Genomic DNA, 22,818 nt, shown 5'->3' with positions numbered 1-22,818 from the left:
GCGCATCGCCGCGACCCGTCATGCGTGGATCATCGGCGCGATCCTGGTGCTCAGCGCTGGCGTCGCGCGGAACTACGATCACCTCGACTTACTGCGCGAGCCAGAGTGGTTCATCGGGCCCTTCGTCGCGTCGATGGTGTCGATCTTCTTCATCTTCGGATGCATCGCAGAGCCGCTGAAATTGAAAGATACCGGCAAACGGTGGCCGCAGCTGGGATCCTTCCTCACGTTTGCCTGGATGACGGCGCCGTGCGCATGGCTCTACGGCATTCCCGTTGAGTCCATGACCGATCTGGTCACGGCCACCAAATGGAACATCGCTTTCCTGGCCATCGTCTCGCTGTGGAGAGTCGCGCTCATGACGAGGACGGTGGCTGTTTTGACCGGGGTCAGGCACCTCAGGGCATTCGTTCTCATCCTCGCTCCCGCGGCTTTCGAATCGATGGTCGGCAGCACCTGGAAGGGCATGTCCTTGGTCCAAATCATGGGCGGAGTACGGTTGCCCCCACATACCCAACTTCTCCGCGATGCCTCTGAATTCATCGCAACGGTTTCGGGCTGGCTCTTCCTTGCGATGATCGTGCTCTGCTGGATCGTGCAAGGCCGGGCGACACTTCCATTGTCGCGGACTCACACCTCATCGCCATGGGGCTCTTCGGTTCTGGCGGCCATTGCTCTTTCCGCTTGGATCATTGCGAGCGCTCCCGTCCAACCTGCGGTTCAAAACAGGCATCAGCTGCAAGGTTTGATCGATGACGGTCGTTATGCGGAGGCCGTTTCTTTCGCGTCCTCGAAGAAGCGCTCCGATTTCACCAATGATCATGAGCTCCCAGCGGGTCGGCGAGGGCGCCACGCCCTTGACTTGCTCAAGGCAACTTCTCCCTCGACGCCGTCCTGGCTTCGGGACGAATGGAGTTCAAGCGCCCTTGAATCCCTGAAGGCATACCCATCGTTCTCCAAGGAAATGCTTGCCGACCTGGACCGGGACCATCCGGATATCGCCATTGGTCTGCGGACCTATGCAAGGGAACTCCGAAGCCAGAACCACTTGGACTCGGAGGAACAATGGTGGCTGGATCGCTACGAAGATCTTACCGATACCAAACCCCCAAAGGCTCCCAAGCCCTCGCGCCAGTGAAGCACTTTCTCCTTCTTCCCATCGCTTTTCTTACCGCATGCTCGACGGATATCCCGCGCATGCCCGGGGCTCCTTCGTCGGCCCTCTCGGGGGCAACCATTCGCACGGACTCCGACCAGCGCTTCGCGGCGCTGTTAGATGGGGCGACTGACAATACCGTCATCACGAACTACACCACCGACCGGCCATCCACATGGGGTCACAACTTCACGCGGCGTCTCGATTTCACCGGCGTTGCGTGGGATGATACCCGCACCGCCACTGCGGTTTCGCCGCTGCATGTGGTGATGGCGGCGCACTACCAACGGCCGGTGGGTTCCACGATTGTTTTCAACGACCGGAGCGGGCAACCCCACCGCCGCACCTTGGTCGCGGTCGAGTCGCTTTCCGAGATCGCCGACGTTGCGGTGGGAAAGCTCGATTCACCGCTGCCTTCCGGCGTGAAGCCGTATCGCTTGCTACCACCTTCGACGGGCTATGAATCGCTCGCCGGGTGCCTCGCGTTCGTGACCGATCAGCAGCGCCGAGCCTTCGTCCACGAGATCGCGGGCGTTCAGGGGAACGGCCTGTCGTTTCGCCATGGCTCGCGCGTTTCGAGCTTGTTCCGAAAGAACCTCGTCGCCGGCGATTCAGGCCATCCTTCATTCCTCCTGGTCGGTGGAGAGATGGTGCTGATCAGCACGCATACCACAGGTGGCCCGGGAAGCGGGTCCTTCTACTCATGCCCGCAAGTGTTCTCCGCGGTCGATGCGGCCATGACCAAGCTCGGCGGCGGATACCACCTCTCGGTCGTCCCGCTGGCCAGCCGTTAGATCACTTGATTGCCTTCGGCTTGTCCGACTTTTTCCAGAACTCGATGCCCACCGGCGTCTCGTGGTCGACCAGCAGCCACAGCTCGCGGGCCAGCGATGCCTGGGTGATCAAGTCAGGCGCGGGCGACTTCTTCCACGTCTCATAGTGGTACTCGGCATTCTTGATCGCACGCTCGTGATAGCTTTTGTCGCCGGTGGCGCGATAGAGCTCCAGATCCGCCTCCACCATCAGGTGCGCCCACTTGATCGGATCGCGGTAAGCGCTAGTGCTTCCATCGATCAGGGAGTTCGCGGCCTTGCCCATGCGCAGCGCTTCATCCATGTAGAAGCGCTCGCCGGTGCGGGCATAGAGCGAAAGGAAGGCCCGCAGCGGCAAGCCCGCATTGTAGGTGAGCTGGGCATGGTTGATCTCCTTGGTCTTCACATTGATCGAGTCGGCGAACAGGCCGTTCGGTGCCTGGAGCGTCTTCACGGTCCACACCATGATCTTTTCGCCAAAGGCATTCCACTTGGCCGCCTCGGCATCCTTTTCAAAGCGAGCCAGGCGGAAGCAGCCGAGCGCTGCGGGGCCGTTCACGCAGGTGTTCTTGCCATCGCCCTTGTGCGCCTCGTGCCACCAGATGCCGCCGCCGAGTTCCTCGTCCCAACCGCTGGTCACGAACTTGAGCGTCTCCTCCGCGCGCTTGAGGTAGCGTGACTCGCCGGTGAGCTCATAGGCCTCCAGGAAGGTGAGCACCATCCACGCGTTGTCATCGTAGTACTTGTCGTTGCCTCCCTGGGTTCGGCCGGGTTCGTAGCCGGGAATCTTCACCTTCAGATCCCAGTAACCCTCCAGCCCGTCGAAGAACTTCCGCATCACCGGGCGGTACTGCTTGTCGTTCCTCGCGGCTCCCACGACCGCGGAAAACATTACGCCGCTGCCCCAGATCAGCTCCGGATCCTTGCCGCCGGACTTGGAAGCGTAGAGGCCGGACTTCCGGTCGTAGAAGTTCTTCTGGATCGACGCCATGACTTCGGTCGCCTGTTCCAGGTGGGAAGTGGGCGCGGCCACCGCGGAAAGCAGCAGCGCCGGGAACAGAAGCAGGGCAACGAGTCTCATGGGCGGGAATCCGATGACATTTCAAAACCCCGGCGACAAGGAGCGGTCTCGTCCGGACCGAGGAATGTCACAATCTCGCCATTTCCCGCCAATCATTCGGCGGCCCGCCCGTTCACTCACGGGTAAATTCTTCGTCACTTCACCGATTCATCATCGAAGCCGCGACATTGAACCGTAGTCCTCTTGCCATGCGTCATCTCCTGCTGATCGCCGCCCTCGCCTGCCCGCTCGTAGCCGCCGGGGAGCGCACCTACATCCAGGAATTCTACGATGCCCGCAAGATCGAGAAAGCCGACCCTGCCGCCGCCGTCGAGGGCATGAAACGGAGTTTCGAGAAGGCGATCGCGGAGGGAAATACCGACTACGCGGCGGCGGCCGGCGCCTCGGCCTGCCACCTGATTTACGAGCAGGGCAGGAATGTCGAAGCCGGCAAGTTCGCGCGCGAGGTGCTCGACAAGCTCGATCCACTGCCGGTCGATGGCCCCTATGGCGACGCGGTCCGCCGCTGTACGATCTTCGGCTATCTGGAGCGTGGCCTGATGATGGAGGGCAAGATCGGAGCGGCGCTACAGGCCAACCGGGCCGGGGCGGAAACGCTGCGTGGAAAGAAGGTCACGGCGAATGGCGACGGCCCGCCCGTGAAGGTCAAGGAAGTCATCGCCCTGCCCGCGAAGCTACGGTCAATGGGCTGGCGATTGATCGAGCGCGAGGGGGAGCTGCTCGACCACATCGGCCGTACGACGGACGCGCGCGCGCTTCTCGACGAAGCGGCGGCTTACCTGACCGCGCCGGACCGGGATCTGGAGTCGGTGGAGCGTTTCTACGCCTTCAAGTTGCTGGCGTCGCGGGCGGAGCTCCTCGATTTCCTCGGCTACAACAAGGAGGCGATCGACCTTCAGGAGGAATTGCTCGGAAGCGATCTGGCTGCCACCCATAGCGGCCCCGGGCTGGACACACTGCGGCTGAATCTGCTGCGAAACCGATCGCAGTGGGAAGGACCGTCCGAGGCGATCCTGGAAGAAGCGAAGCAAGCAGCCGCCGCTGCGAAGCGGGCGGGCGCGATCCACGGCTTCGACCGCCTGATCGCCAAGATGGAACTCGACCTGAAAGAGTCACAGGAAGCGCTCGATGCGATCCAGGCCGATGCCAAGTTCGAGAAATCGCTAGGCCATTTTCACGAGGCGCTTTATGCGGATCGCGACTATCTCATCGCCCGGGCAAATGCCGGTGTCGACGGGCTCGATGGAGAGTTCGGCAGCCTGCTGACGCAGATGCGCGCGCAGGGCAACAAGCGGGGGGAACCGACGCTTTACCGTGAGTATGGCGACTACCTGCTCGACCGGCAGCGGCCGACGGAAGCGGCCGTCATGTTCAGCGAGGCACTGCGGCTGACCCGGTCCTTTGGCTGGGTGCTGCATGAGCCGGCGCTGCTTTCCAAGCTCTTCGACGCGCGCTTCGCAGCAGGCGACCTGGCGGGAGCGCGGGCTGCCTTGGCCGAGTTCGACGCGTTTCTCGCCAATCATCCCGACATCCCTGCCGCCCGCCGCGTGCTGGCCGAAAGCGGTCGCGCGAAGGCCCTCGCCCGCCTCGGCGAGAAAGAGGCGGCACGGACCGCATTTGCAGCAGCGCGAAAGTCCGCAGCCGATCTGCCGGACTATCTCAAGAAGTGGCTGACGCCGGAAATGGAGAGCAGCCTTGCGGACCCGGCTCCGCCCGCTCCCGGCGCCGCAGTGGCCAAGCTCAAGCCGCTGTCCGTGCAGCCGCTGGAAGTCACCAGCATCGCTCCGCCCGGCGGCAGTGCGCGCACGCGCTTCACGGTCTTCAATTCCAATGCGGCCGGGGTGACAGGAAGCCTCGTCGTCAGCGGCCCGGGCGCAGTTGCCGCGGGCGATGGCATCCGCTTTGAAGCCGGCAAGCCCGCTACGGAAGTCCGTGTGGCGCGTTCTATTTCCTCGGGCGGGGAAATTTCCGTCGTGGGAACACTGGCCGCCGGAAATGCCGCCACGGCTGAGGTCCGTGTGGCCTGGGAACACACGGGACAAGGTGCCGGCAACGTCACGACGTGGAACGTGAGCTGGGACAAGGCCGCCACCGGCAGCGTGGTGCTCGATGCCAGCGCCCTGGAGACGAGCCCATTTCGCTCGGTGGTCCTGTTCCACGAACTCGCCGTGCCCGTGCATGAACCGGAGGGAATTTCCTTCCGCCTGGTATCGAAAGTGCCGCTCCGCTTTGAGTACTACGATCCTAGTAACCAGGCGCTGCTCGGAGTCGATGCCAACGGGAATGGCGACTTCACGGAAACCGGCGATCTTTACTTCCGGGGTAGTTCGGGGGCAACTGCCGCCTTGGTACCGGCCGGGCCGGGAGGCAAGTCACCTGGCGTGGAAGTCCGGATTTTCTCCATCGACGGCGGTCCCGCCTCGCCGGAATCGCAGGCCCTGATCCTTGCCGCGGAAGTCTTCCGCGACGGCAAGTGGAGCAAGGAAGCCGAGGACACGCTGAAATAGCCGCGGATTTCCGGCTTGCCAAAGTTACTTTGTTCCACAAAGTAACTGCATCCTCACTCCATTGAGGACTCACCCGCCCCGAAACTTTGCAATACAAAGTTCATGTCTGCAAGCACCCAATCCCCTCCCTCCATGCGCCTCCAACTCCGCCGTGCGATGGTCGCCGGCCATGGAAAGGAAACCCGTGAAGCGCTTGCGCGCCTGGAGTCCCGCCTCAAACGCGGACCGGTGACGGTGCTGGGGCCGCTCGCACCGGATGCGGCGCTTTGCGAGATGTACCGCCGCCGGGGTGCGCTGGAGGGAGATCCGCTGGAGTTCCGGGCGCCAACGCACACCGTGGTGGTTCCCTTGAACGGCTTGCCGCGGGAAACGCGTCGTCGCTGGAAGGACAGCGGGCATGAACTATTCGATCTCACCTTGCCATCGGTCCGGCGTGCGCAGACTGCGCTGAATCTTTTGACGCTGGAGCACTGCAAGCCGCTAGTGGCGGGCTTTCGCGATGATGCGGAGAGCCTGTCCATCGCTGGCGAAGCTGCTGGGGCCGCAGTGGTGGAGGATGCGGAAGAGGCGGCGCTGCTGCCGTTCGCGCCGAAGTTCGGGATCGTTTGCCAGACGCGAATCACGCGCCGCCAGGCATCCGTGACGGCGGAGGCGCTGCGATTGCGCCATCCCGACAGCCGCATGGTTTTCCTCGATACGACCTCACTCACGATGTTGGAGCGTGAGCGGTCCGTGGAAGCGCTCAGCCGTTGGGCGGAATCGATCATTGTCGCGGGCGACGCCAAAGAGGCATCCGTCAGGGCCTTGATCGAGACCGCCCGGCGGTTGGGTCTCCCGGCCAAGGCGGTGGCGGATGCGGGCGCTCTCGATCCGGGCGATTTTGCAGGCGTGGGAAGGATCGGCCTAACAGCGGGCGAGTTCTCGCCGGACGCGGTGATCGAAGCGATAGCGGCCCGGTTGGAGACGGAAGGCGCGGGGAAATCCGCGACTTAGGAAAGTTCTCTTGGGTGTTTGGGAGGGCGAGGTGCTGGAGCGCGGGACGGGGTCCCGCGCTCCAGCTGTTTTTTCCCCCACAAGAATCGACGGCGACAGGCCACGCACGGTTACTATGCACTTTTATGCAACTTTTTGCTCGCCATCTCTCCTGGATGAGACCAATGGTCAGTAACCCAAGGTTGAATCGGATCTCTCGATTCACTTCGGAACCCAACCCGACAGCGCCGTTTCCACTCCCGCTCCCGAGTGACTTCACCCATGGAAGTCATCCCGGGGAACCCGGAAACAGCGCGATAGATCCAGTCCATCCATCGATCGTGAAATCCATCCATCCAACCCAACTCCATCCCCCGTCGCCTCGTCCGGAACGACGCAAAATCAAGGGTTTCGCCGCCTCGGCGATTTCCTTCCTCGCTGCCCTCGGCCTCGCTGAAGCCGCTCCGCTGAAGCTCGATTTCGCCAGCAACGCATTGAATACCGCCAGCGGCTGGACGCCGGTGACGGGCATCACGCTGGGCGACACGATGGTGAATATCACCGGTGCCGGCGGCACGTCGTACAACTTCACTTTCAACCACGTCGCCTGCTGGGACAATGGTCAGGCGGGCCAGCCTTTGACGCGTTCGGGGTTCTACAATTTTGGGCAACTCGGGAACAATCACGACTTCACCTTGTCGGGCCTGAACGCGGGTCAATCGGTGAAGCTCTACGCGAGCGCCGGCTGGGATGGAAACGGAAAGGGCGGCTACGTTCTCTTCGGTGACAACGCTCCAACCGGCGTGAAAGCGCAGACGGTCGGTAACCCCGGAACCGCCCCGACGCTTGCCAACCTGACCTACATCGGCACCGCGATCGCGAATGGCAGCGGTGTCGTGACCGGCAGCTTGAACGGCTCCGACGGGGTCGGCACTGCTTCCGAAGGACAGGTCGGTGGCTTCCTTTTCTTCCCCGCCCCTATCATCACTGCCAGTGCAGGAGCCAATGGCTCAATCACGCCCACGGGAGCGGTCGAAGTCCCGGGAGGTGACGACAAGAGCTTCACCATCACGGCGAACAGCGGCTATCACGTCGCAGACGTGCTGGTGGACGGCGCCTCCGTCGGTGCGGTGACGAACTACACCTTCAGCGCCGTCGAGGTGAACCACACGATCAGCGCCAGCTTCGCGGTCAATACCTCCACTCACACCATCACCGCCAGCGCCGGGGCCCATGGGTCCATCAGCCCGTCCGGCTCAGTGACCGTGAACCATGGTGTGAACTCTCCCTTCACCATCACACCGGAGGCAGGCTACCACGTGGCAGACGTGCTGGTGGACGGCGCTTCGGTCGGTGCGGTGACGAACTACACCTTCACCAATGTCGTCGCCAATCACACGGTCAACGTCAGCTTCGCGCTGAATAGCTACTCCATCACGGCCAGTGCCGGCGCGCACGGTTCCATCAGCCCCGCCGGCACGAGTTCGGTGAGCCATGGCAGCAGCCTGCAATACACCTTCACTCCCGATCCCGGCTATCAGGTCGCGGAGGTCTTCGTCGACAATGTGCCGGTGAGCAGCCTGGACGCGTATTCATTCGACGAAGTCACTGCCAACCACACGATCTCGGCCACCTTCGACAATCGTACCCGGCTCTATCTTGACTTCACGAACGTGGGCGGCAACTCCGTCTCCACCTGGACTCCGGTCTACGCGAACTACGTGGCGGATACCGCTGCGGCCACCGCCAGCGATATCAATGGACTGGGCTATGCCTTCTCCATCAACCACGTGGGAGCCTACGACAATGGCCGCGCGTGGGAGCCGATGATCCGTTCCGGTTTCTACACCTTCGGCCCCGCAGCCAATGCCAACGACCATACCTTCACTCTGACCGGTCTCAATGCCGGACAAACGGTGACGCTCTACGCCAGCGCTGCCTGGGATGGCAATGCCGCCGGCGGCTACGTCGTCTTCGGCGACAGCGGTGCGAACGGCGTGAAGGCGCAGACGGTCGGCGAGCCGAGCGCGGTTCCCGTTCTTGCCAACATGACCGTGATCGGCACGGCGACCGCTGATGGCAGTGGCACCGTGACCGGCAGCCTGCATGGCCGCACCGGTGTGAATACCAACCTCGAAGGCCAGGTCGGTGGCTTCGTCTTTGCCATCAATCCCGGTGGCACCTCGGTTTCACCCTATGCCGCCTGGTCGACCGCACCGCCTAACAGCCTCTCGGGCAACGCGGCCCTGCCTGCCTCCGATCCGGATGGCGATGGTGTCTCGAACCTGATGGAGTTCGCCTTGAACGGCAGTCCGATCACCGGTGCCTCCTCCGGCCGGTCCCATGGACGAGTGGCCTACATTGACGGGACGTCCGACGTGCTCACGCTGACCATCGCGGTCCGTGAAAACGCCGTCTTCTCACCGAGCGGCAACCGCATGGTCTCCGCGCCCGTCGATGGTGTGACTTACACGGTCGAAGCCTCCGCCAGCCTCGGCACCTGGGGTGACCGCGCCGTCACGGAAGTCACCGGCGACGACGCGTCCCTCATCCAGTCCGAGTTCCCGGCCCCCGATGCCGGCTGGGTTTACAAGACCTTCCGCACCGCCGGAAACGCCGGCACCAATGCCCACGGTTTCATCCGCGCGGGCGTGCAGTAATCGACTTGGGGAAAACGAAAGGCGGCGGAGAAACGATGGACCATCGTTTCCCGCCGCCTGAATTCATTTGCCACTTACAAGACCGCTTCGAGGAAGGACCACTCGTCGGCGGTCTTGTCGATCATCTTGGAAAGCGCCGTGCCCGCACCGTGGCCGGCGCTGGTGTCGATGCGGATCAGCACCGGCGGGCCGTCCTTCGCCTGGCACTCCTGAAGGCGCGCGGCGAACTTGAAACTGTGAGCCGGCACCACGCGGTCATCGTGATCGGCGGTGGTCACCATCGTCGCCGGATAGCGGGTGCCGGGCTTCAGCGCGTGGTACGGCGAGTATCGTAGCAGGGCCTTGAACTCTTCCGGGTTCTCGGCGCTGCCGTAGTCCGGCTCCCAGCCCCAGCCGATGGTGAACTTGTGGAAGCGCAGCATGTCCATCACGCCGACGGCGGGAAGTGCCGCGCCGTAGAGATCCGGGCGCTGGGTCATGCACGCACCGACCAGCAGGCCGCCATTGCTGCCTCCCTGAATGGCGAGTTTCTTGGATGAGGTGTACTTCTCGTTCACCAGCCACTCGGCGGCAGCGATGAAGTCATCGAAGACATTCTGCTTCTTCAAGCGGGTGCCTGCGAGGTGCCACTCGCTCCCGTATTCACCGCCACCCCGAAGATTCGCCACCGCAAGCACTCCACCACGCTCCAGCCACACCGCACGGCCGACGGAGAAGGCCGGCGTGATGCTGATGTTGAAACCGCCGTAGCCCGTCAACAGTGTGCGATGTGAGCCATCGAGTGTGAGACCCTTCTTGTGGACAATGAACAGCGGCACCTTCGTGCCGTCCTTGCTGGTGGCGAAGACCTGCTTGGTCTCATAAGACGAGCCATCGAAGCCAACCTTCGGACGATTCCACAGCGTGCTGGTCCCGCTATCGAGATCGTAGCGATAGATCGCACCCGGATCGGTAAAGCCGGTGAAGGTGTAGAAGGTCTGCTTGTCCTTTTCGCGGCCGTGGAAACCCGCTGCGCTGCCGATACCCGGCAGGTCGACATCGCGGACCTTGGTTCCGGTGGGATCATAGACGGTCACCGCGCTCTTCGCGTCCTTCAAATACTCCACCACCAGCTTGCCGCCGACCATGCTGGCTTCCTGAAGCAGATCCTTTGACTGCGGGATGATCTCCTTCCAAGCGGACCGCTCCGGCTTCGTCACGTCGATCGCGATCACACGACGACGCGGAGCATCGAGATCGGTGCGGAAATAGAAGACGCTATCGTAGTTGCCGATGAAGTCATACTCCGCATCGGCATCGGCAAGCAGTTCGATCACCTTGTCGCCATCCACGGGACGGTAGAAAAGACGGTTCTTCGGATCGGTGCCCTCGGACACATGGATCACGAGGAACTTGCCGTCCTCGGTGACTCCACCGCCGAAGCCCCACTTCGGCTGATCCTTCCGCTCGTAGATCAACTGGTCTTCGGATTGCGGCGTGCCGATCTTGTGGAAGCACAGCTTCTGGAACTCGTTCTTCTGCGTCAGCGCGGCACCTTCCGGCGGGGCATCGTAGCGGCTGTAGAAAAAGCCGCTGCCATCCTTGGCCCAGGAGATGCCGCTGAACTTCACCCACTGCAGGTGATCACCGGTGTCCTTGCCGGTGGCGACGTCGCGGACGAGGATCTCGTTCCAGTCGCTGCCGCCACGCGAGATGGAGTAGCCGAGCAGCTTGCCATCTTCACTCGGGGTGAAATGGGCAAGCGCCACGGTGCCATCCGCCGAAAGTGTATTGGGATCGAGGAGCAGCCTGCCCTCGCCATCGAGCGTATCGGAGACCTTCAGCACCGACTGGTTTTGCAGGCCGGTATTGTGGGTGAAGAACCACTTCCCACCATACTCCTGCGGCGCACCGGTGCGCTCGAAGTTCCAGAGATCTGCCAACCGCTTCCGGATCTCGTCACGGTGCGGCACGGTCTTCAAAAAGGACTGCGTGACCTCGTTCTGCGCCGCCACCCATGACTTCGTCTCGGCGGCATTGTCATCCTCCAGCCAGCGGTAGGGGTCGGGCACCTTGGTGCCGTGCAGTTCTTCGGTCACGTCGGCCTTGCGAGTCGAAGGATAGTCGATCGCGGCGGCGAGCCCGAGCGACGGGATCATCATGGTAAGCAGTGAGGGAATATTGGCGGTCATTCAGTTCACATCGGGTTGCCTCAGAAGCGACGCAGAAGCGATCCTTTTTGCCCAAATTCCTATGATTAAACGTCAAAATTCCACCATGGGTCCTTCTCCGAGGCGGGTGAAATTGACCGCGCCTGCACGGTGTGATTGAAGTGAAATGCCCAAAAACCAAGAATTATGAAACTCAAGCTCCCCCTCCTCCCACTGCTTGCAGCAGTCATGTTCCCGGCATCGCCGGTCCAAGCCACCCCGGAAATCATGGAACTGACCTGCACCGTGACGGGTCAATACCAGCATCCCGGCAACGTGAGCGTCTCATCCTCCTCCGAGACCATCGTTGGCAAACTTACCAATATCGCGATCACAGCCAAGGACCTGATCCGCTTCGCCGGGGATGAAAACGAGACGGAATATCCAGCCGGCTCCGCGTTGCAGGTAGATCTCGGCTACTTCAAGCCGACCATCGCCGCCACCAAGGGCTCGTCCACCTACGCCAGGGTGTGGGTCATCGACAAGGATGGTGTTCGCTTGGAAGACGTCACCGAGTTCATCTGCATCAGCTTCGATTTCGACAGCCTGATCTACTCCGGCACGGTCGATTGGGTCACCGACCAGGAAGACACGCGGAACCGCTTCGCGGCGAAGATGCACCTGCGCTTCCCCTCGAAGGGCATCCAGATGACTTTCCGCGGCAATTGCACGGAATTCTACAAACTGAGCGCACCGAATAACGATGGTGACCAACGCGAACGCGGCAACGTGATCTTCACGGGAGACGGCAGCGGCTACTTCGATGAGATGCTATGGGTCGGGAAGATCGTCGCCCATCTGGTGGGCAATAGCGTTCTCAACTTCGACTGAGCCGGTTCCATGACCCGTCGTATCACTCTTCTCGCCGCCTGTGTTCTGGTGGTCATGGCCGCCATGCTCACATGGAGAGGCTGGTGGAAGGGCCCCGGGGAATCCTCCGCCCCCCGAGCGGATTCCCGCGGGGCCATATCGGCCGCGCCGTCGCGCCTTGCGCGCAATCTTGCTTCACCCGCGGACGGGTTGCCTCGTCCCCAGCTTTCACCCTATGCTCCCGGCTCGAATGAACACGAGGCGTGGGTCCATGAAAAGGCGGACGAACTGGTGAAGCTCTCTTGGAACGAAGACAGCGACTCCTTGAAGCGAATCCTCGCGGAACTGGAGAACCCGGAGCAAGAGATCCGCAAGGCGGCGCTACAGGCAGCCGCGAACTTTGGCAGCCGGGACGCCATTCCCTACCTCGAGTCGCTGGTAGCGAGCAGCACCGACGCGGAAGAGAAAATCGCACTGATCCAAACGGCCGAGCAACTGAAGATGCCGGCGGCATCCGAATACTTCGCGCAAAAGAAGGCCGCCGCCGCGAAGTGACCGGCTTTCCTTTTGCGGAGGAGCTTCCTGCCAGTAGGGTGAGGCAGTGAGCGACGAGCACTTCTCCAAGCCGAAAGAATACGCTGCCGGCCTTCCCGCCGTGACGTCGTCACTGCGCCATGTCTTCGGCAAGGCGGGCGTGGCGCGCGGGACCAAGGCATTGCTCGACCTGAATCAAGTCGGTGGCTTCGACTGCCCGAGCTGCGCGTGGCCGGATCCAGACCGTGATCGCGCACATGCGGAGTTCTGCGAGAATGGAGCGAAGGCGATCGCGTCGGAAGCGATGGCCAAGACCATCGGCCGCGAGTTCTTCGCGGCGCACCCGGTGGCGGAACTGATGGCACAGAGCGATGCGTGGCACGACCTGCAAGGCCGGCTCGCCGAACCGATGCTGCTGCGCGAGGAGGCGACGCACTACGAGCCGGTGTCGTGGGATGAGGCTTTCAAGTTGATCTCGGAAGAATTGCGCGGACTCGATTCTCCGGATGAAGCGATTTTCTACACCTCGGGTCGCGCCAGCAATGAGGCCGCGTTTCTCTATCAGCTCTTCGTGCGCGCCTACGGGACGAACAATCTGCCGGACTGCTCGAACATGTGCCACGAATCGAGCGGTCTGGCGCTTCGTGATGCGATCGGTATCGGCAAGGGCACGGTGACGCTGGAAGATTTCCTGGAGGCGGAGGTGATCCTATGCGTCGGACAGAATCCGGGAACGAATCATCCGCGGATGCTCTCGACGCTGGAGGAAGCCGTGGACAGGGGAGCCCAGCTGGTGGCCGTGAATCCCTTGAAGGAGGCGGGCCTGCTTGGTTTCGCCCATCCGCAGCATTTGCGCGGGATCCTGGGAAAGGCCTCTCCGCTCGCCTCCAGCTATCTTCAGGTGAAGGTGAATGGGGACATGGCGCTGTTCCGCGGTGTGGCGAAGGCACTGGTGGCCGCGGGAACGATCGATCACGAATTCATCAGAGAGCATGCGGATGGCTACGAGGTTTATCGTAGTTTATTGGAGGCCACGTCATGGCAGGACATCGAGGAGCTGTCCGGCATTGGCCGCGACAAGATCGAGGAACTCGCAACGCTGCTCGGCGCGGGGGAACGACGGGTGATCACCTGCTGGGCGATGGGACTTACCCAGCATCGGAATGCGGTGGCGACCATCCGCGAGATCGCGAACGTCCATCTTCTGCTGGGAGCGGTGGGCCGTCCCGGTTCCGGACTATGTCCGGTGCGCGGCCATAGCAACGTGCAGGGGGATCGCACGGTCGGGATCTTCGAGAAGATGCCGGAGTGGTTTCTCGCGGCCCTGGAGAAACAGGCCGGTGTTCCCATTCCGCGCGAACACGGCTACGACACCGTCGCTTCCATCCTCGCCATGCATGAAGGACGCGGGAAGGTCTTCTTCGCCCTTGGCGGAAATTTCGCACAGGCAACTCCGGACAGCACGTTCACCGCCGCGGCACTCGGCAAGTGCCGGCTGACCTGCCACGTCTCGACCAAGCTCAATCGAAGCCATCTGATTCACGGCAGGCGTGCGTTGATCCTGCCCTGCCTGGGGCGTAGCGACGAAGATGGCGGGCAACTCGTCTCCACTGAAAACTCGATGGGCGTCGTCCAGTCTTCGCAAGGGCGACTGAAGCCTTCGTCGGAACATTTGCTCAGTGAGCCGGAGATTGTCGCGCGGCTGGCAGAAGCAACGCTCGGCGATGCCGGCAACATCCGCTGGCGGTGGCTGGTCGGGGATTACGATAGACTCCGTACTTGGATCGAAGCGGTGATTCCCGGCTTCGACCGCTACAATGAGCGCATCCGCGAACCCGGCGGCTTCTATCTTCCCAATGCCGCGAAGGAGCGCGTCTGGAATACGACAAACCAGAAGGCGAACTTCAGCGCAGCGCCGCTCGATGCCTTCCAACCCGCACCCGGTCGCCTCTTGCTCCAGACCTTGCGCAGCCACGACCAGTTCAACACCACGGTCTATGGATTGGACGATCGCTATCGCGGCATCTCCGGCATGCGCGATATCGTCTTCCTCAATCCACAGGATCTAACAGAAATCGGCGTGAAGCCCGGTCATCGCATCGACGTGACCAGCCATTGGAGTGATGGCGAACGCCACCTGAATGGCTTCCGCGCAATCCCGTACGATATGCCGCGCGGCCTGGCGGCAGCCTATTTCCCCGAGGCGAATGTGCTGGTGCCGGTCGGTCATGTCGCGGAAGGCAGCAACACGCCCGCCAGCAAGAGCATCGAAGTGAGCATCACGCCATCGCGAGCATGATGTCCTTGTTAGTGACGTGTCGCTGAAACAACTCGTAAGGCAGACTTTCGACAGTCGACGTCATTCGACCAGAGAGAGGTAAAATCCACGTTGAACTCCTGACGCTTGGGTCTCATCATGGGAGTTCTCATGAAGGCGCGGGGTCAGTCAGGTCCTGGGTCGGAACGCACGAGCCGTCACCGGTTTTGGCGTAGGGTGAAATGGACCATCGGGAGCGTATTCGGCCTTGTGCTCGCAATCGCAATCTTGATTGCCGGCAGTGTCTGGATCGAGCACCGCCATCCCTACGACGATCCGGCACGCGCATGGTTCCCGAGGACCCAGCGCTTGGTCACCGGGCCGATCGTCGTGGCACTCGGGAGACAAATTCAGAGTCACTACCGCCGCCAGATCGAGGCGAAGTACATGAAGACGGGCCTGAGCCTGCGGGAAACAATCGAGCGTTTCCTTGATGAAGGAACCGACCTCGCAGCGCGGCGCGATTTTGCGTTCCGGCTAGCGCGCGAGGGCACTCCGGAGGCGCTGGCCGCATTGCAACATGTGCTCGGGACCGCATCTCCCGCGGATCTGGAGCACATGCTTTGGCTTATCGGCCGCGCGGGGAACCCGGCCACGATACCACTGCTCGAGTCGCTGGTGCGCCATACCGATGAATCCGTGGCCCGCGCGGCAATCCGGGCGCTCGGGTTGATCGGCAATGACACTGCCGTGCGGCTCGTGGCAGACTTGCTTGCCAATCCAACGTGCCCGGAGGCGCTGCGCATTGAAGCCGCGGTCACCCTGGGAACTGTCCAGACGACGACCGCGCAGCTTGCGTTGACCGAGACTTTTGCCCGATTGCCTTCCGGAGAAGTTGCTTCAGAGATTCTCCACGGCCTCGGCCGCTATGATTTCGACCGCGTGGCTCCGGTCTTCCGCAGCTATCTTTCGTCTCCCACCGCCAGTGGTGAGTTGAGAATCGTGGCGGTGGAGGCTCTTGCCAAGTCATCGGCTGATGCCGTCCCGTTCCTGCTCGAAGTCGCTCGCGCCGACACCGATCCGGAAGTCCGCGCTTCCGCCGCGTGGGCGATCAGCACCCACCAGACCGCCGAGCGATTTGGCAATCGCTTGACCGAGATGGCAGAGGACGAAGCGGAGGTCGAGGTCCGGCGGCGTCTGTACGAAGCCATGGTCAACCAGTCCGACACATCGGCCGGGCGGATCTTTCCTCTGGTACTGGCCGAGGAGGACACCGCCGCCAGGATCGCCGGGCTCAACGCCCTTGGCGCATCCGTCCATCAGGACCCGTCTTCCTCCGCGGCGCTGGACTTCGACGAAAGGCTGGTTCCGGAGCTCCAGCGTCTCGCGACCTCGCCCAACAGTCTCAATCTTCAAATCCGCGCCGTATTCGCTTTACGGCGCGCCGGCACTCCGGCGGCGCGCGAGGCGCTCGCCCGGATCGAAAGCGACGCCCCCCCTCAAGTCGCCTCCGCTGCCCGTAACGGGCTGCGTGCGGCCAGCCCCTGACTACGCACGACCATGAAATCCTCCCCCGTCCTTCTGGCAGCACTTCTGTGCGCGCCCCTCCTTTCCACGTCCGCATTCGCCAACGGCGATGACAATTTCGAAGGCAATTCGAAGAACAACGCGAATTGGGGAACCGACGTGGTGACCGGCAACGGCGCGATGGACGATGCCGGGTCCCGCCTGAACTACAAATGTGCCAGCGGCACCTTAGAGGACCAAGTGGATCGACCCTGGATCCGCACCCGTCTTCCCTACAATTCCGATTGGGACATGCAGATCGACCTCTACAACACCACCTCGCCTGTCTCCCCGTTCCAAGTCAACAGCATGGGAATCACCCTCGAAAGTCCGCTGTCCAGCGATACGACCCTTTACCACGAATTTTACAACTCCGCCTTGGGTGCCCCTCCTGCCCGCACGGGGTTCAGTGCCCAAATGGACGTCGCCGGCACCCATGTGGGTGGCGGGGACTCCGGCGGTCCCCAGGGCAACTCCGGAGCTGTTAGACTTCACTGGAACGCTTCGAGTCAAACCGTGACCGCCTATTACGACATCGACCCCTCCGACGGCTACCAGTGGATCTCCCTCGGCTCCTTCGGTCTCGGTGCCGCGGGTGGCGGCACCTTGGCCAACGGCGACTGGGGCATGGCATCGACCGATCAATTCTTCTTTTCCATCTACGGCTACAGCTCCGCCATGAGTGTCGCGGTGGGTCAAATGGAGTTCAACAATTTCAGCGAAACCGGTGGCGTCGCAGGAGGAGGCGGTACCCGGCCCGCCCCGACTGGAAGCTTCCGCTTCCCCTTTCCACTCGGCAACGACCTGCTGACGCGCATCGCCAGCTTCACCGGCAACTACAAGGGGACCTCGCCGGTCGTGCCAGCGCGCAGCTACGACCTCGATGTGGCCCAAGACGAGTCCGGAAAGGTCATGGGGATGGGAACGGTTGACGGTGTTCAGGACTCGGGCGGCAACAGCGATCTCTCCATGAATCTCGGCCGGGTGAGAACAGTCAACGGCGAGCCGGTCGCTGAAACCAAGAGCAGTTTCAAAGGCACCGCCGACGGCATGGAGGCCAGCTTTAAATCAAACGGCACCTATGTGGCCGAACTGGTGGATGTCGGTGCGCCCTACGAAGGCGTGACAGGCACCTCAAGCTATAGTGGCAAGGCGAATGGCATCCCGTTTTCGGGACAGAACGAGCCGTTCGAATTCGAAGCTCCACCGGGAACCGAGGACAACCTCAAGCAGGCCTGGTCCATCGATCTCGAACTCGAAGAGAGGACGGTCAACGGCAAGGTAAGCATCTTCGCCTCCGCCATTCTCACCCGGCCGGATGGTGACGTCATCGTCTTCCCGGAGAAGGTGGTGAAGTTCTCGCAAACCAAGGGCTACAATCTGAAGTTCAAGAAAGGCACCAACGTCACCGCGAATCCGGACACCATCGATGCGAAGTCTTCCGTGACCTTCACCGGCTTGGACTTCGAGGAAAATGGGGGCGTCCTGGAAGCCAGCGCGGGCACGATCAACTACAAGTTCCTCGGCCAAAGCGGGACGGCGAATGTGACCGACTTTCTGGCTCCGTAACAATCCTCCCAAAGCCCGGGGCTCACGGACGCGATGGATTCCAAATCAGGCGGAATCCATTCGCTTCGGAGGTTGCCTGATCGATCACGTCGATGGCCGTCAGAACTCTTTTGGTGTCGATCGACAGGCCGGTGGCAGCCAGGGCTTCCGCCGTCCAATTGTTGCACATCCGGAAGATGTCATAGGGGAGGTCCCGGGGGCAGCGGATCAAGCGACCATCGCCCCAGCTCGACGGCGCAATCGTAATCGGCGTCCCGTCACGGCTCCGCGCCGTATGGGCATTGAGAAATCCGGCAAGCGCCGCCCCGGAGGATTCCGGGACTTCCGCCACGTAGATGCGTTGGTGAAGGCAAACTTCCTCAACCTTCCAGTCGAATGGAATGCACTCCATCACGGAGGGTGAAGGGGTGAACAAGGCGCGCAAGACCTGACCCGGGGTGAGCCAACGCTCCTGCACGTACGCGACTTCATTGCCCCAGCTCATCGAAACAAACTCATGGGTGCCGATTTCCGTCGGCTTGATGTAGCCCCATTCTTCAAGCCAGTGGAGTTCGAAGGCCAAGCCGGTATGCCAGGGGTCCGCCAACAGATAGATGCGAACGGTGCCAGGGCCTGCCCCGATGGACGTCTCGGGGGCCGGCAAGCGGGTGCTGGCGGCGATCAGCACGGTGGCAACCAAAGGCCGGAGGGGAAGGCACATGATGGAGGGGCCGGGACCTTGCCTGCACTGTCGCCCGTGGCATCCGTCGAAACCAGTCCAAAGTCGTCATGACCAGACAGACCCAGCAGGCGATCGCTCTTCACTGATCACCGTCTCCTTCGCCACTACATCGCGTAGGCGTCACGATGTCTCAGCACCGGATCACCCGGTGCACCGGGATGGCAAAGCCTCGCGATCAAATCACTCCATGCATCGTGGCCCTTGAGGATCTCCACCTCGATGCGGAGGAAATAGATCGGCACGGTGAGTTCCTTCGGCTTCGGAAAACGCACGGCGTCCTTTTCGGTGGTGACCACCAGCTCCATGTCGCGCTCGATGCAGCGCTCCATGAATTTGTCGATCTCGCGGCGTGAGAAGCGATGGTGATCGGAGAAGCGCCGGCGGATTTCCACGCGCGCACCGAGCTTCTCCACGCTACGCTCGAAGCCTTCCGGCACCGCGATCCCGCTGATCGCAGCAGTCCACTTGTCCTTCAGGAAATCGAGCTCCTGGCGCTCGCCGGTGAAGACTTCCTCAAGATAGCGCGGGCCGTGGGTGCACTCGATGATCGGCGCGACCCGATTGTAACGGCGGAGGCGTTCGATGAGCGCGTCATTTGACGTGCCATCGCACTTCGTGATGAGGATGTAGCTGGCGCGGCAGAGATTGCGCGGTGGTTCGCGCAGGGTGCCGCGTGGCAGGATCGCGCCGGTGCCAAAGGGGGCGCTGCGGTCCACCAGCACGATATCGATGCCGTGAGCGAGGTGGAGATACTGGAGGCCATCATCCAGCACCAACGTGTCCGCGCCGAGCTGGCCGACGGCGAAGCGGCCGCCTTTCACGCGGTCCTTGTCCACGACCACGGCCACGTTGTTGAGATTGCGAGCGAGCATGAAGGGCTCGTCACCGGCGAACTTCGAGTCGAGCAGGAGCGCCCGACCGGTGGAGACCACCTTCGGCATCTTCTCGGCGGGCAGCTTGTTGCCGTCCTTGTCCTTCCAATTCTGGGGAGTCTTCAGGCGGCGGCTCTTGTAGCCGCGGCTGAGGATCGCGACCCGGCGGCCTTCATCGCGCAGGGTGCGGGCGAGCAGCTCGACCACTGGTGTCTTTCCCGTTCCACCCACCGTGAGGTTGCCGATGCTGACGACGAGCGTGCCGAGGTGATGCTGCTGTCGCCAGCGACGCCGGTAAACGAGCAGCCGCGCCTGGACCACGCCGCGATAAACGCCGGAGAGCAGGCTCATCGCGAGCCGCATCATGCTGGCGCGAAAGCCCTTGGCGCGACCGAAGATCACGTCGGCGCCCCAACGCTCAAGTTCGGCCAGCGTTTCCTTCATCGGCACAGCCAGCGGAACCCGGAACCGCCATGGGAGGCAAGACTGGATGACGCCCACACCCGCCACGAAAAAATCTCCGCAAAGATCGAAGAAACACGTTGCGTGATTTCCGAGCAGTGCGACCAGTCTTCCCAGAGCCGGACGAACCGAGTCGGAATCAGATCGCAAAGCCTGAAGAGGATGAGCGATGACTTGGAAAAATCGCCCGGCTCACTTCTTTCCTCACGCCTGCTCCGTTCACCGGTGCAGGCGTTGTTCGTTTTGCCCGGGTGTCATTTGACCCATGCAGGGACCGGGCTTACCGGTGGTTAGATTCACATGCGGTCGGACAGACGTTTCACGGTCCCCGCGCAATGCCGGTCAGCCGCGTGATTTTCAACCCGCCGCGATGCCCTCCACCAGAGAGCGAGCATCCGGCCCATGGAAAGCGAGGGTTCCGCCATGCTATCGAAAAAACTCAAAGCCTTCCTCGACGCGAGGAACGTCAAATACATCACCATCACCCACTCACCTGCTTTCACGGCTGCCGAGATCGCACGGAATGCCCATGTGCCTCCCGACGTCCTGGCAAAGACCGTCATGGTAACGCTCGACGGGGCTTTGGCCATGGCTGTGGTGCCGTCAAACCGACGGCTAAGGCTGGAAGAACTGCACGACTTGGCCGCTACCGATGATGTGGAGCTGGCTCCCGAGTATCTTTTCAAGCGCCGCTTCCCAGACTGCGAGCCCGGGGCGATGCCGCCCTTTGGAAATCTCTACGACATGTCCACCTACGTCTCCCCGGACTTGGCGGCGGAAGGAGAGATCGTCTTCAACGCCGGCTCGCATATCGAGCTGATCAAGATGTCATGGCACGACTACGAGCGGCTGGTGAGGCCGCGGGTAGCGAGATTGACGGTGTGATTCAGGTCACTGCGCCGCCCGCACGTCCTGGATGATGATCTGCAAGGTCGTCCGGCCGCGGAAGCAGTTGCGGTCGATGGTAAATGCAATGTCCCACGGCGGATCAGGCAGGGCGACTTCGCCGCCACCGAAAAAGACGGCATCCTGCTCGTGGTAGCCCTGGCGAAGGTTCAGGCGCAGGTGCTGGTTCTTCATGTGCACCGGCGGGCGGCTAAGGTGGACGCTGCGGGCCATGAAGATCGGCTGCGGGTTGCCATTGCCGAAGGGCTGGAGCAGCTCGTAGTCGGCGAGGAATTCCAGCGAGAGCTGATCAAAGGAGATTTCAGCATCCACGCACAACTTGGGCTGGCGCTGCTCCGGGGCGGTATTGCTCAGGACGAAGTCGGCGAAGTCCGAGCGGAAAGCGTCCATGTTGTCCTCGGCAATGGAGAGACCGGCCGCCATGTCATGACCACCGCCGGCGAGCAGGTGCCCGCGGCAGGCATTGATCGCCTGAACCAGCGAGACGCCCTCGATGCTACGTCCGCTGCCCTTGCCAACACCTTCGGCATCAATGGCCACGACAAACGTGGGCTTGTGGAATTGCCGCATCAGCCGCGACGCGACGATGCCCACGACGCCGGGATGCCAGGTCCGTGAGCCGAGCACGATGACGGGGTCCCTTACCGGATCAAAAGTCGCCATCAGCATCTCCATCGCCTCGCGACGGATCTGGGTCTCGTGAGTCTGGCGGCGCTTGTTATAGTCGTCGAGCTTCTCCGCGAGCGTCCGGGCGAGCCTCTTGCAGTCGGTCAGCAGGGTAGCCAGCGCGTCTTCCGGCACGTCCATGCGGCCGGCAGCATTCAGGCGCGGGCCGATCCGGAAGCCGACGTCCATCGAGGTCGCCTTGCCATTCATGCCCGAGACTTCCTGGAGTGCCTGGAGGCCCGGATTGAGGGTCAGCGGCAGGCGCTTGAGCCCGTGGCGGACGAGCAGGCGATTTTCCCCGATCATCGGGACGATGTCAGCGATGGTCGCAACCGCCACCAGTTCAAGCAGTTCCTTGAGATCGAAATTCGGTGCCGGCCGCTCCTTGACCATGGCGTGGGCCAGCTTGAAGCAGACGCCGGCGGCGCACAGATAGGTCGGACCACTGCCGCACTTGGGATTTACCAGCGCGACCACGTCCGGGCGGCCACGGGGGCTGGGCTCGTGGTGATCCACCACGATGACGTCGACCCCATCGGACCGCAGGGCGGCAATTTCATCCAGCGAAACGGTGCCGCAATCGACCGCGATCAGCAGGTCCGGCTTCGGGCCCTCGACCATGCAGCGGGCCAGCGCGGCACAGCTCAGCCCGTAGCCCTCACTGCTACGCCGCGGGATGAAATGCCGTGGCTCCAGCCCATAGGCGTGAAGCAGGCGGCGCATCACCGCGATCGAGGTGACGCCATCCACGTCATAATCGCCGTAAATGCAGACCTTTTCGCCCCGATCGACTGCGCGGAGGATGCGCTCGACGGCCGGCCGCATCTCCGTGACCTCAAAAGGGTCGGCCAGATCTCGCAGTTTCGGGCGGAGAAAGGTTTCGAGATCGTCACCAGCCGGGAGGCCCCGCTGGCGTATCAAATGCTCCAGGATGGCTGGAAAGGCGTGGCCCCGACCGTTTCCATTGGAGTGGAAAGGGTCGCCGCGGAGAATCCAGTCGGCGGGAGGAGCGCGCATTCGGGTGTTGCGGACCTTAGTCAGCGCCCAGCGTGCCACTCAAGCCCGCATGTCCGTCAGC

The 22,818-nt window shown here is 62.3% G+C and carries 16 protein-coding genes; 11 read left to right on the top strand and 5 right to left on the bottom strand.

All coding sequences use genetic code 11. From position 1 onward, the window contains the following. Positions 1 to 133 precede the first annotated feature (133 nt). Entirely contained in the window at positions 134 to 1,138 is a 1,005-nt protein-coding gene (locus WKV53_RS20785; RefSeq protein WP_341406723.1) for a hypothetical protein, read from the top strand. Next, positions 1,135 to 1,950, top strand: coding sequence for a hypothetical protein (locus WKV53_RS20780; protein ID WP_341406722.1), 816 nt, complete (start codon positions 1,135 to 1,137; stop codon positions 1,948 to 1,950). Before WKV53_RS20785 ends, WKV53_RS20780 begins: the two co-directional genes overlap by 4 nt. A 1-nt stretch (position 1,951) precedes the next feature. Here the strand turns inward: WKV53_RS20780 and WKV53_RS20775 are convergent, their stop codons facing one another. Continuing rightward, entirely contained in the window at positions 1,952 to 3,049 is a 1,098-nt protein-coding gene (locus WKV53_RS20775) for a glycoside hydrolase family 76 protein (RefSeq protein WP_341406721.1), read from the bottom strand. 188 nt (positions 3,050 to 3,237) lie between these two features. Here WKV53_RS20775 and WKV53_RS20770 point away from each other — a divergent pair, with 188 nt between their 5' ends. The 3 genes from WKV53_RS20770 to WKV53_RS20760 all read left to right on the top strand — a co-directional run bounded on the left by WKV53_RS20770 (position 3,238) and on the right by WKV53_RS20760 (position 9,188). After that, positions 3,238 to 5,556 carry a hypothetical protein gene (locus WKV53_RS20770; RefSeq protein ID WP_341406720.1) on the top strand — a complete coding sequence of 773 codons (2,319 nt, stop codon included), beginning with the start codon at positions 3,238 to 3,240 and terminating at the stop codon, positions 5,554 to 5,556. Positions 5,557 to 5,688: 132 nt separating this feature from the next. Then, a complete protein-coding gene (locus tag WKV53_RS20765) occupies positions 5,689 to 6,549 on the top strand; it encodes a hypothetical protein (RefSeq protein WP_341406719.1) in 861 nt (286 codons plus the stop codon). Positions 6,550 to 6,869: 320 nt separating this feature from the next. Then, positions 6,870 to 9,188, top strand: coding sequence for an InlB B-repeat-containing protein (locus WKV53_RS20760; protein WP_341406718.1), 2,319 nt, complete (start codon positions 6,870 to 6,872; stop codon positions 9,186 to 9,188). A 74-nt stretch (positions 9,189 to 9,262) separates the two neighbouring features. On the opposite strand, the gene WKV53_RS20755 is transcribed toward WKV53_RS20760, so the two are convergent. Continuing rightward, entirely contained in the window at positions 9,263 to 11,359 is a 2,097-nt protein-coding gene (locus WKV53_RS20755; RefSeq protein WP_341406717.1) for a prolyl oligopeptidase family serine peptidase, read from the bottom strand. A gap of 165 nt (positions 11,360 to 11,524) precedes the next feature. Between WKV53_RS20755 and WKV53_RS20750 the strand changes: the two genes are divergently transcribed. The 5 genes from WKV53_RS20750 to WKV53_RS20730 all read left to right on the top strand — a co-directional run bounded on the left by WKV53_RS20750 (position 11,525) and on the right by WKV53_RS20730 (position 18,113). Then, positions 11,525 to 12,208 (top strand): hypothetical protein, encoded by a 684-nt coding sequence (locus tag WKV53_RS20750; RefSeq protein WP_341406716.1) that lies wholly within the window; start codon positions 11,525 to 11,527, stop codon positions 12,206 to 12,208. 189 nt (positions 12,209 to 12,397) lie between these two features. Next, a complete protein-coding gene (locus tag WKV53_RS20745) occupies positions 12,398 to 12,742 on the top strand; it encodes a HEAT repeat domain-containing protein (RefSeq protein WP_341406715.1) in 345 nt (114 codons plus the stop codon). A 46-nt stretch (positions 12,743 to 12,788) separates the two neighbouring features. Beyond that, positions 12,789 to 15,020, top strand: a complete 2,232-nt coding sequence (locus tag WKV53_RS20740; protein WP_341406714.1) for an FdhF/YdeP family oxidoreductase — start codon at positions 12,789 to 12,791, stop codon at positions 15,018 to 15,020. A gap of 195 nt (positions 15,021 to 15,215) precedes the next feature. Next, the gene (locus tag WKV53_RS20735) at positions 15,216 to 16,526 is read left to right on the top strand and encodes a HEAT repeat domain-containing protein (RefSeq protein WP_341406713.1); all 1,311 of its coding nucleotides are present in this window, start codon (positions 15,216 to 15,218) and stop codon (positions 16,524 to 16,526) included. Positions 16,527 to 16,538: 12 nt separating this feature from the next. Continuing rightward, positions 16,539 to 18,113, top strand: a complete 1,575-nt coding sequence (locus WKV53_RS20730) for a hypothetical protein (protein ID WP_341406712.1) — start codon at positions 16,539 to 16,541, stop codon at positions 18,111 to 18,113. A gap of 22 nt (positions 18,114 to 18,135) precedes the next feature. Here the strand turns inward: WKV53_RS20730 and WKV53_RS20725 are convergent, their stop codons facing one another. Both WKV53_RS20725 and lpxK read right to left on the bottom strand, forming a co-directional pair. Then, positions 18,136 to 18,813 carry a DUF2459 domain-containing protein gene (locus WKV53_RS20725; protein ID WP_341406711.1) on the bottom strand — a complete coding sequence of 226 codons (678 nt, stop codon included), beginning with the start codon at positions 18,811 to 18,813 and terminating at the stop codon, positions 18,136 to 18,138. A gap of 125 nt (positions 18,814 to 18,938) precedes the next feature. Next, on the bottom strand, positions 18,939 to 20,150 hold the full coding sequence (gene lpxK / locus WKV53_RS20720) for a tetraacyldisaccharide 4'-kinase (RefSeq protein WP_341406710.1): 1,212 nt from the start codon (positions 20,148 to 20,150) through the stop codon (positions 18,939 to 18,941). Positions 20,151 to 20,591: 441 nt separating this feature from the next. Between lpxK and WKV53_RS20715 the strand changes: the two genes are divergently transcribed. Next, a complete protein-coding gene (locus WKV53_RS20715) occupies positions 20,592 to 21,053 on the top strand; it encodes an aminoacyl-tRNA deacylase (RefSeq protein ID WP_341406709.1) in 462 nt (153 codons plus the stop codon). A gap of 6 nt (positions 21,054 to 21,059) precedes the next feature. Here the strand turns inward: WKV53_RS20715 and recJ are convergent, their stop codons facing one another. Next, a complete protein-coding gene (gene recJ / locus WKV53_RS20710) occupies positions 21,060 to 22,757 on the bottom strand; it encodes a single-stranded-DNA-specific exonuclease RecJ (protein ID WP_341406708.1) in 1,698 nt (565 codons plus the stop codon). Between the last annotated feature and the right edge of the window lie 61 nt (positions 22,758 to 22,818).

The sequence above is a fragment of the Luteolibacter sp. Y139 genome, assembly GCF_038066715.1.
Lineage (GTDB): Bacteria > Verrucomicrobiota > Verrucomicrobiia > Verrucomicrobiales > Akkermansiaceae > Haloferula > Haloferula soli.
The sequence above is the reverse complement of the archived record's forward strand: the minus strand, read 5'-3'. Positions and strand labels throughout refer to the sequence as shown.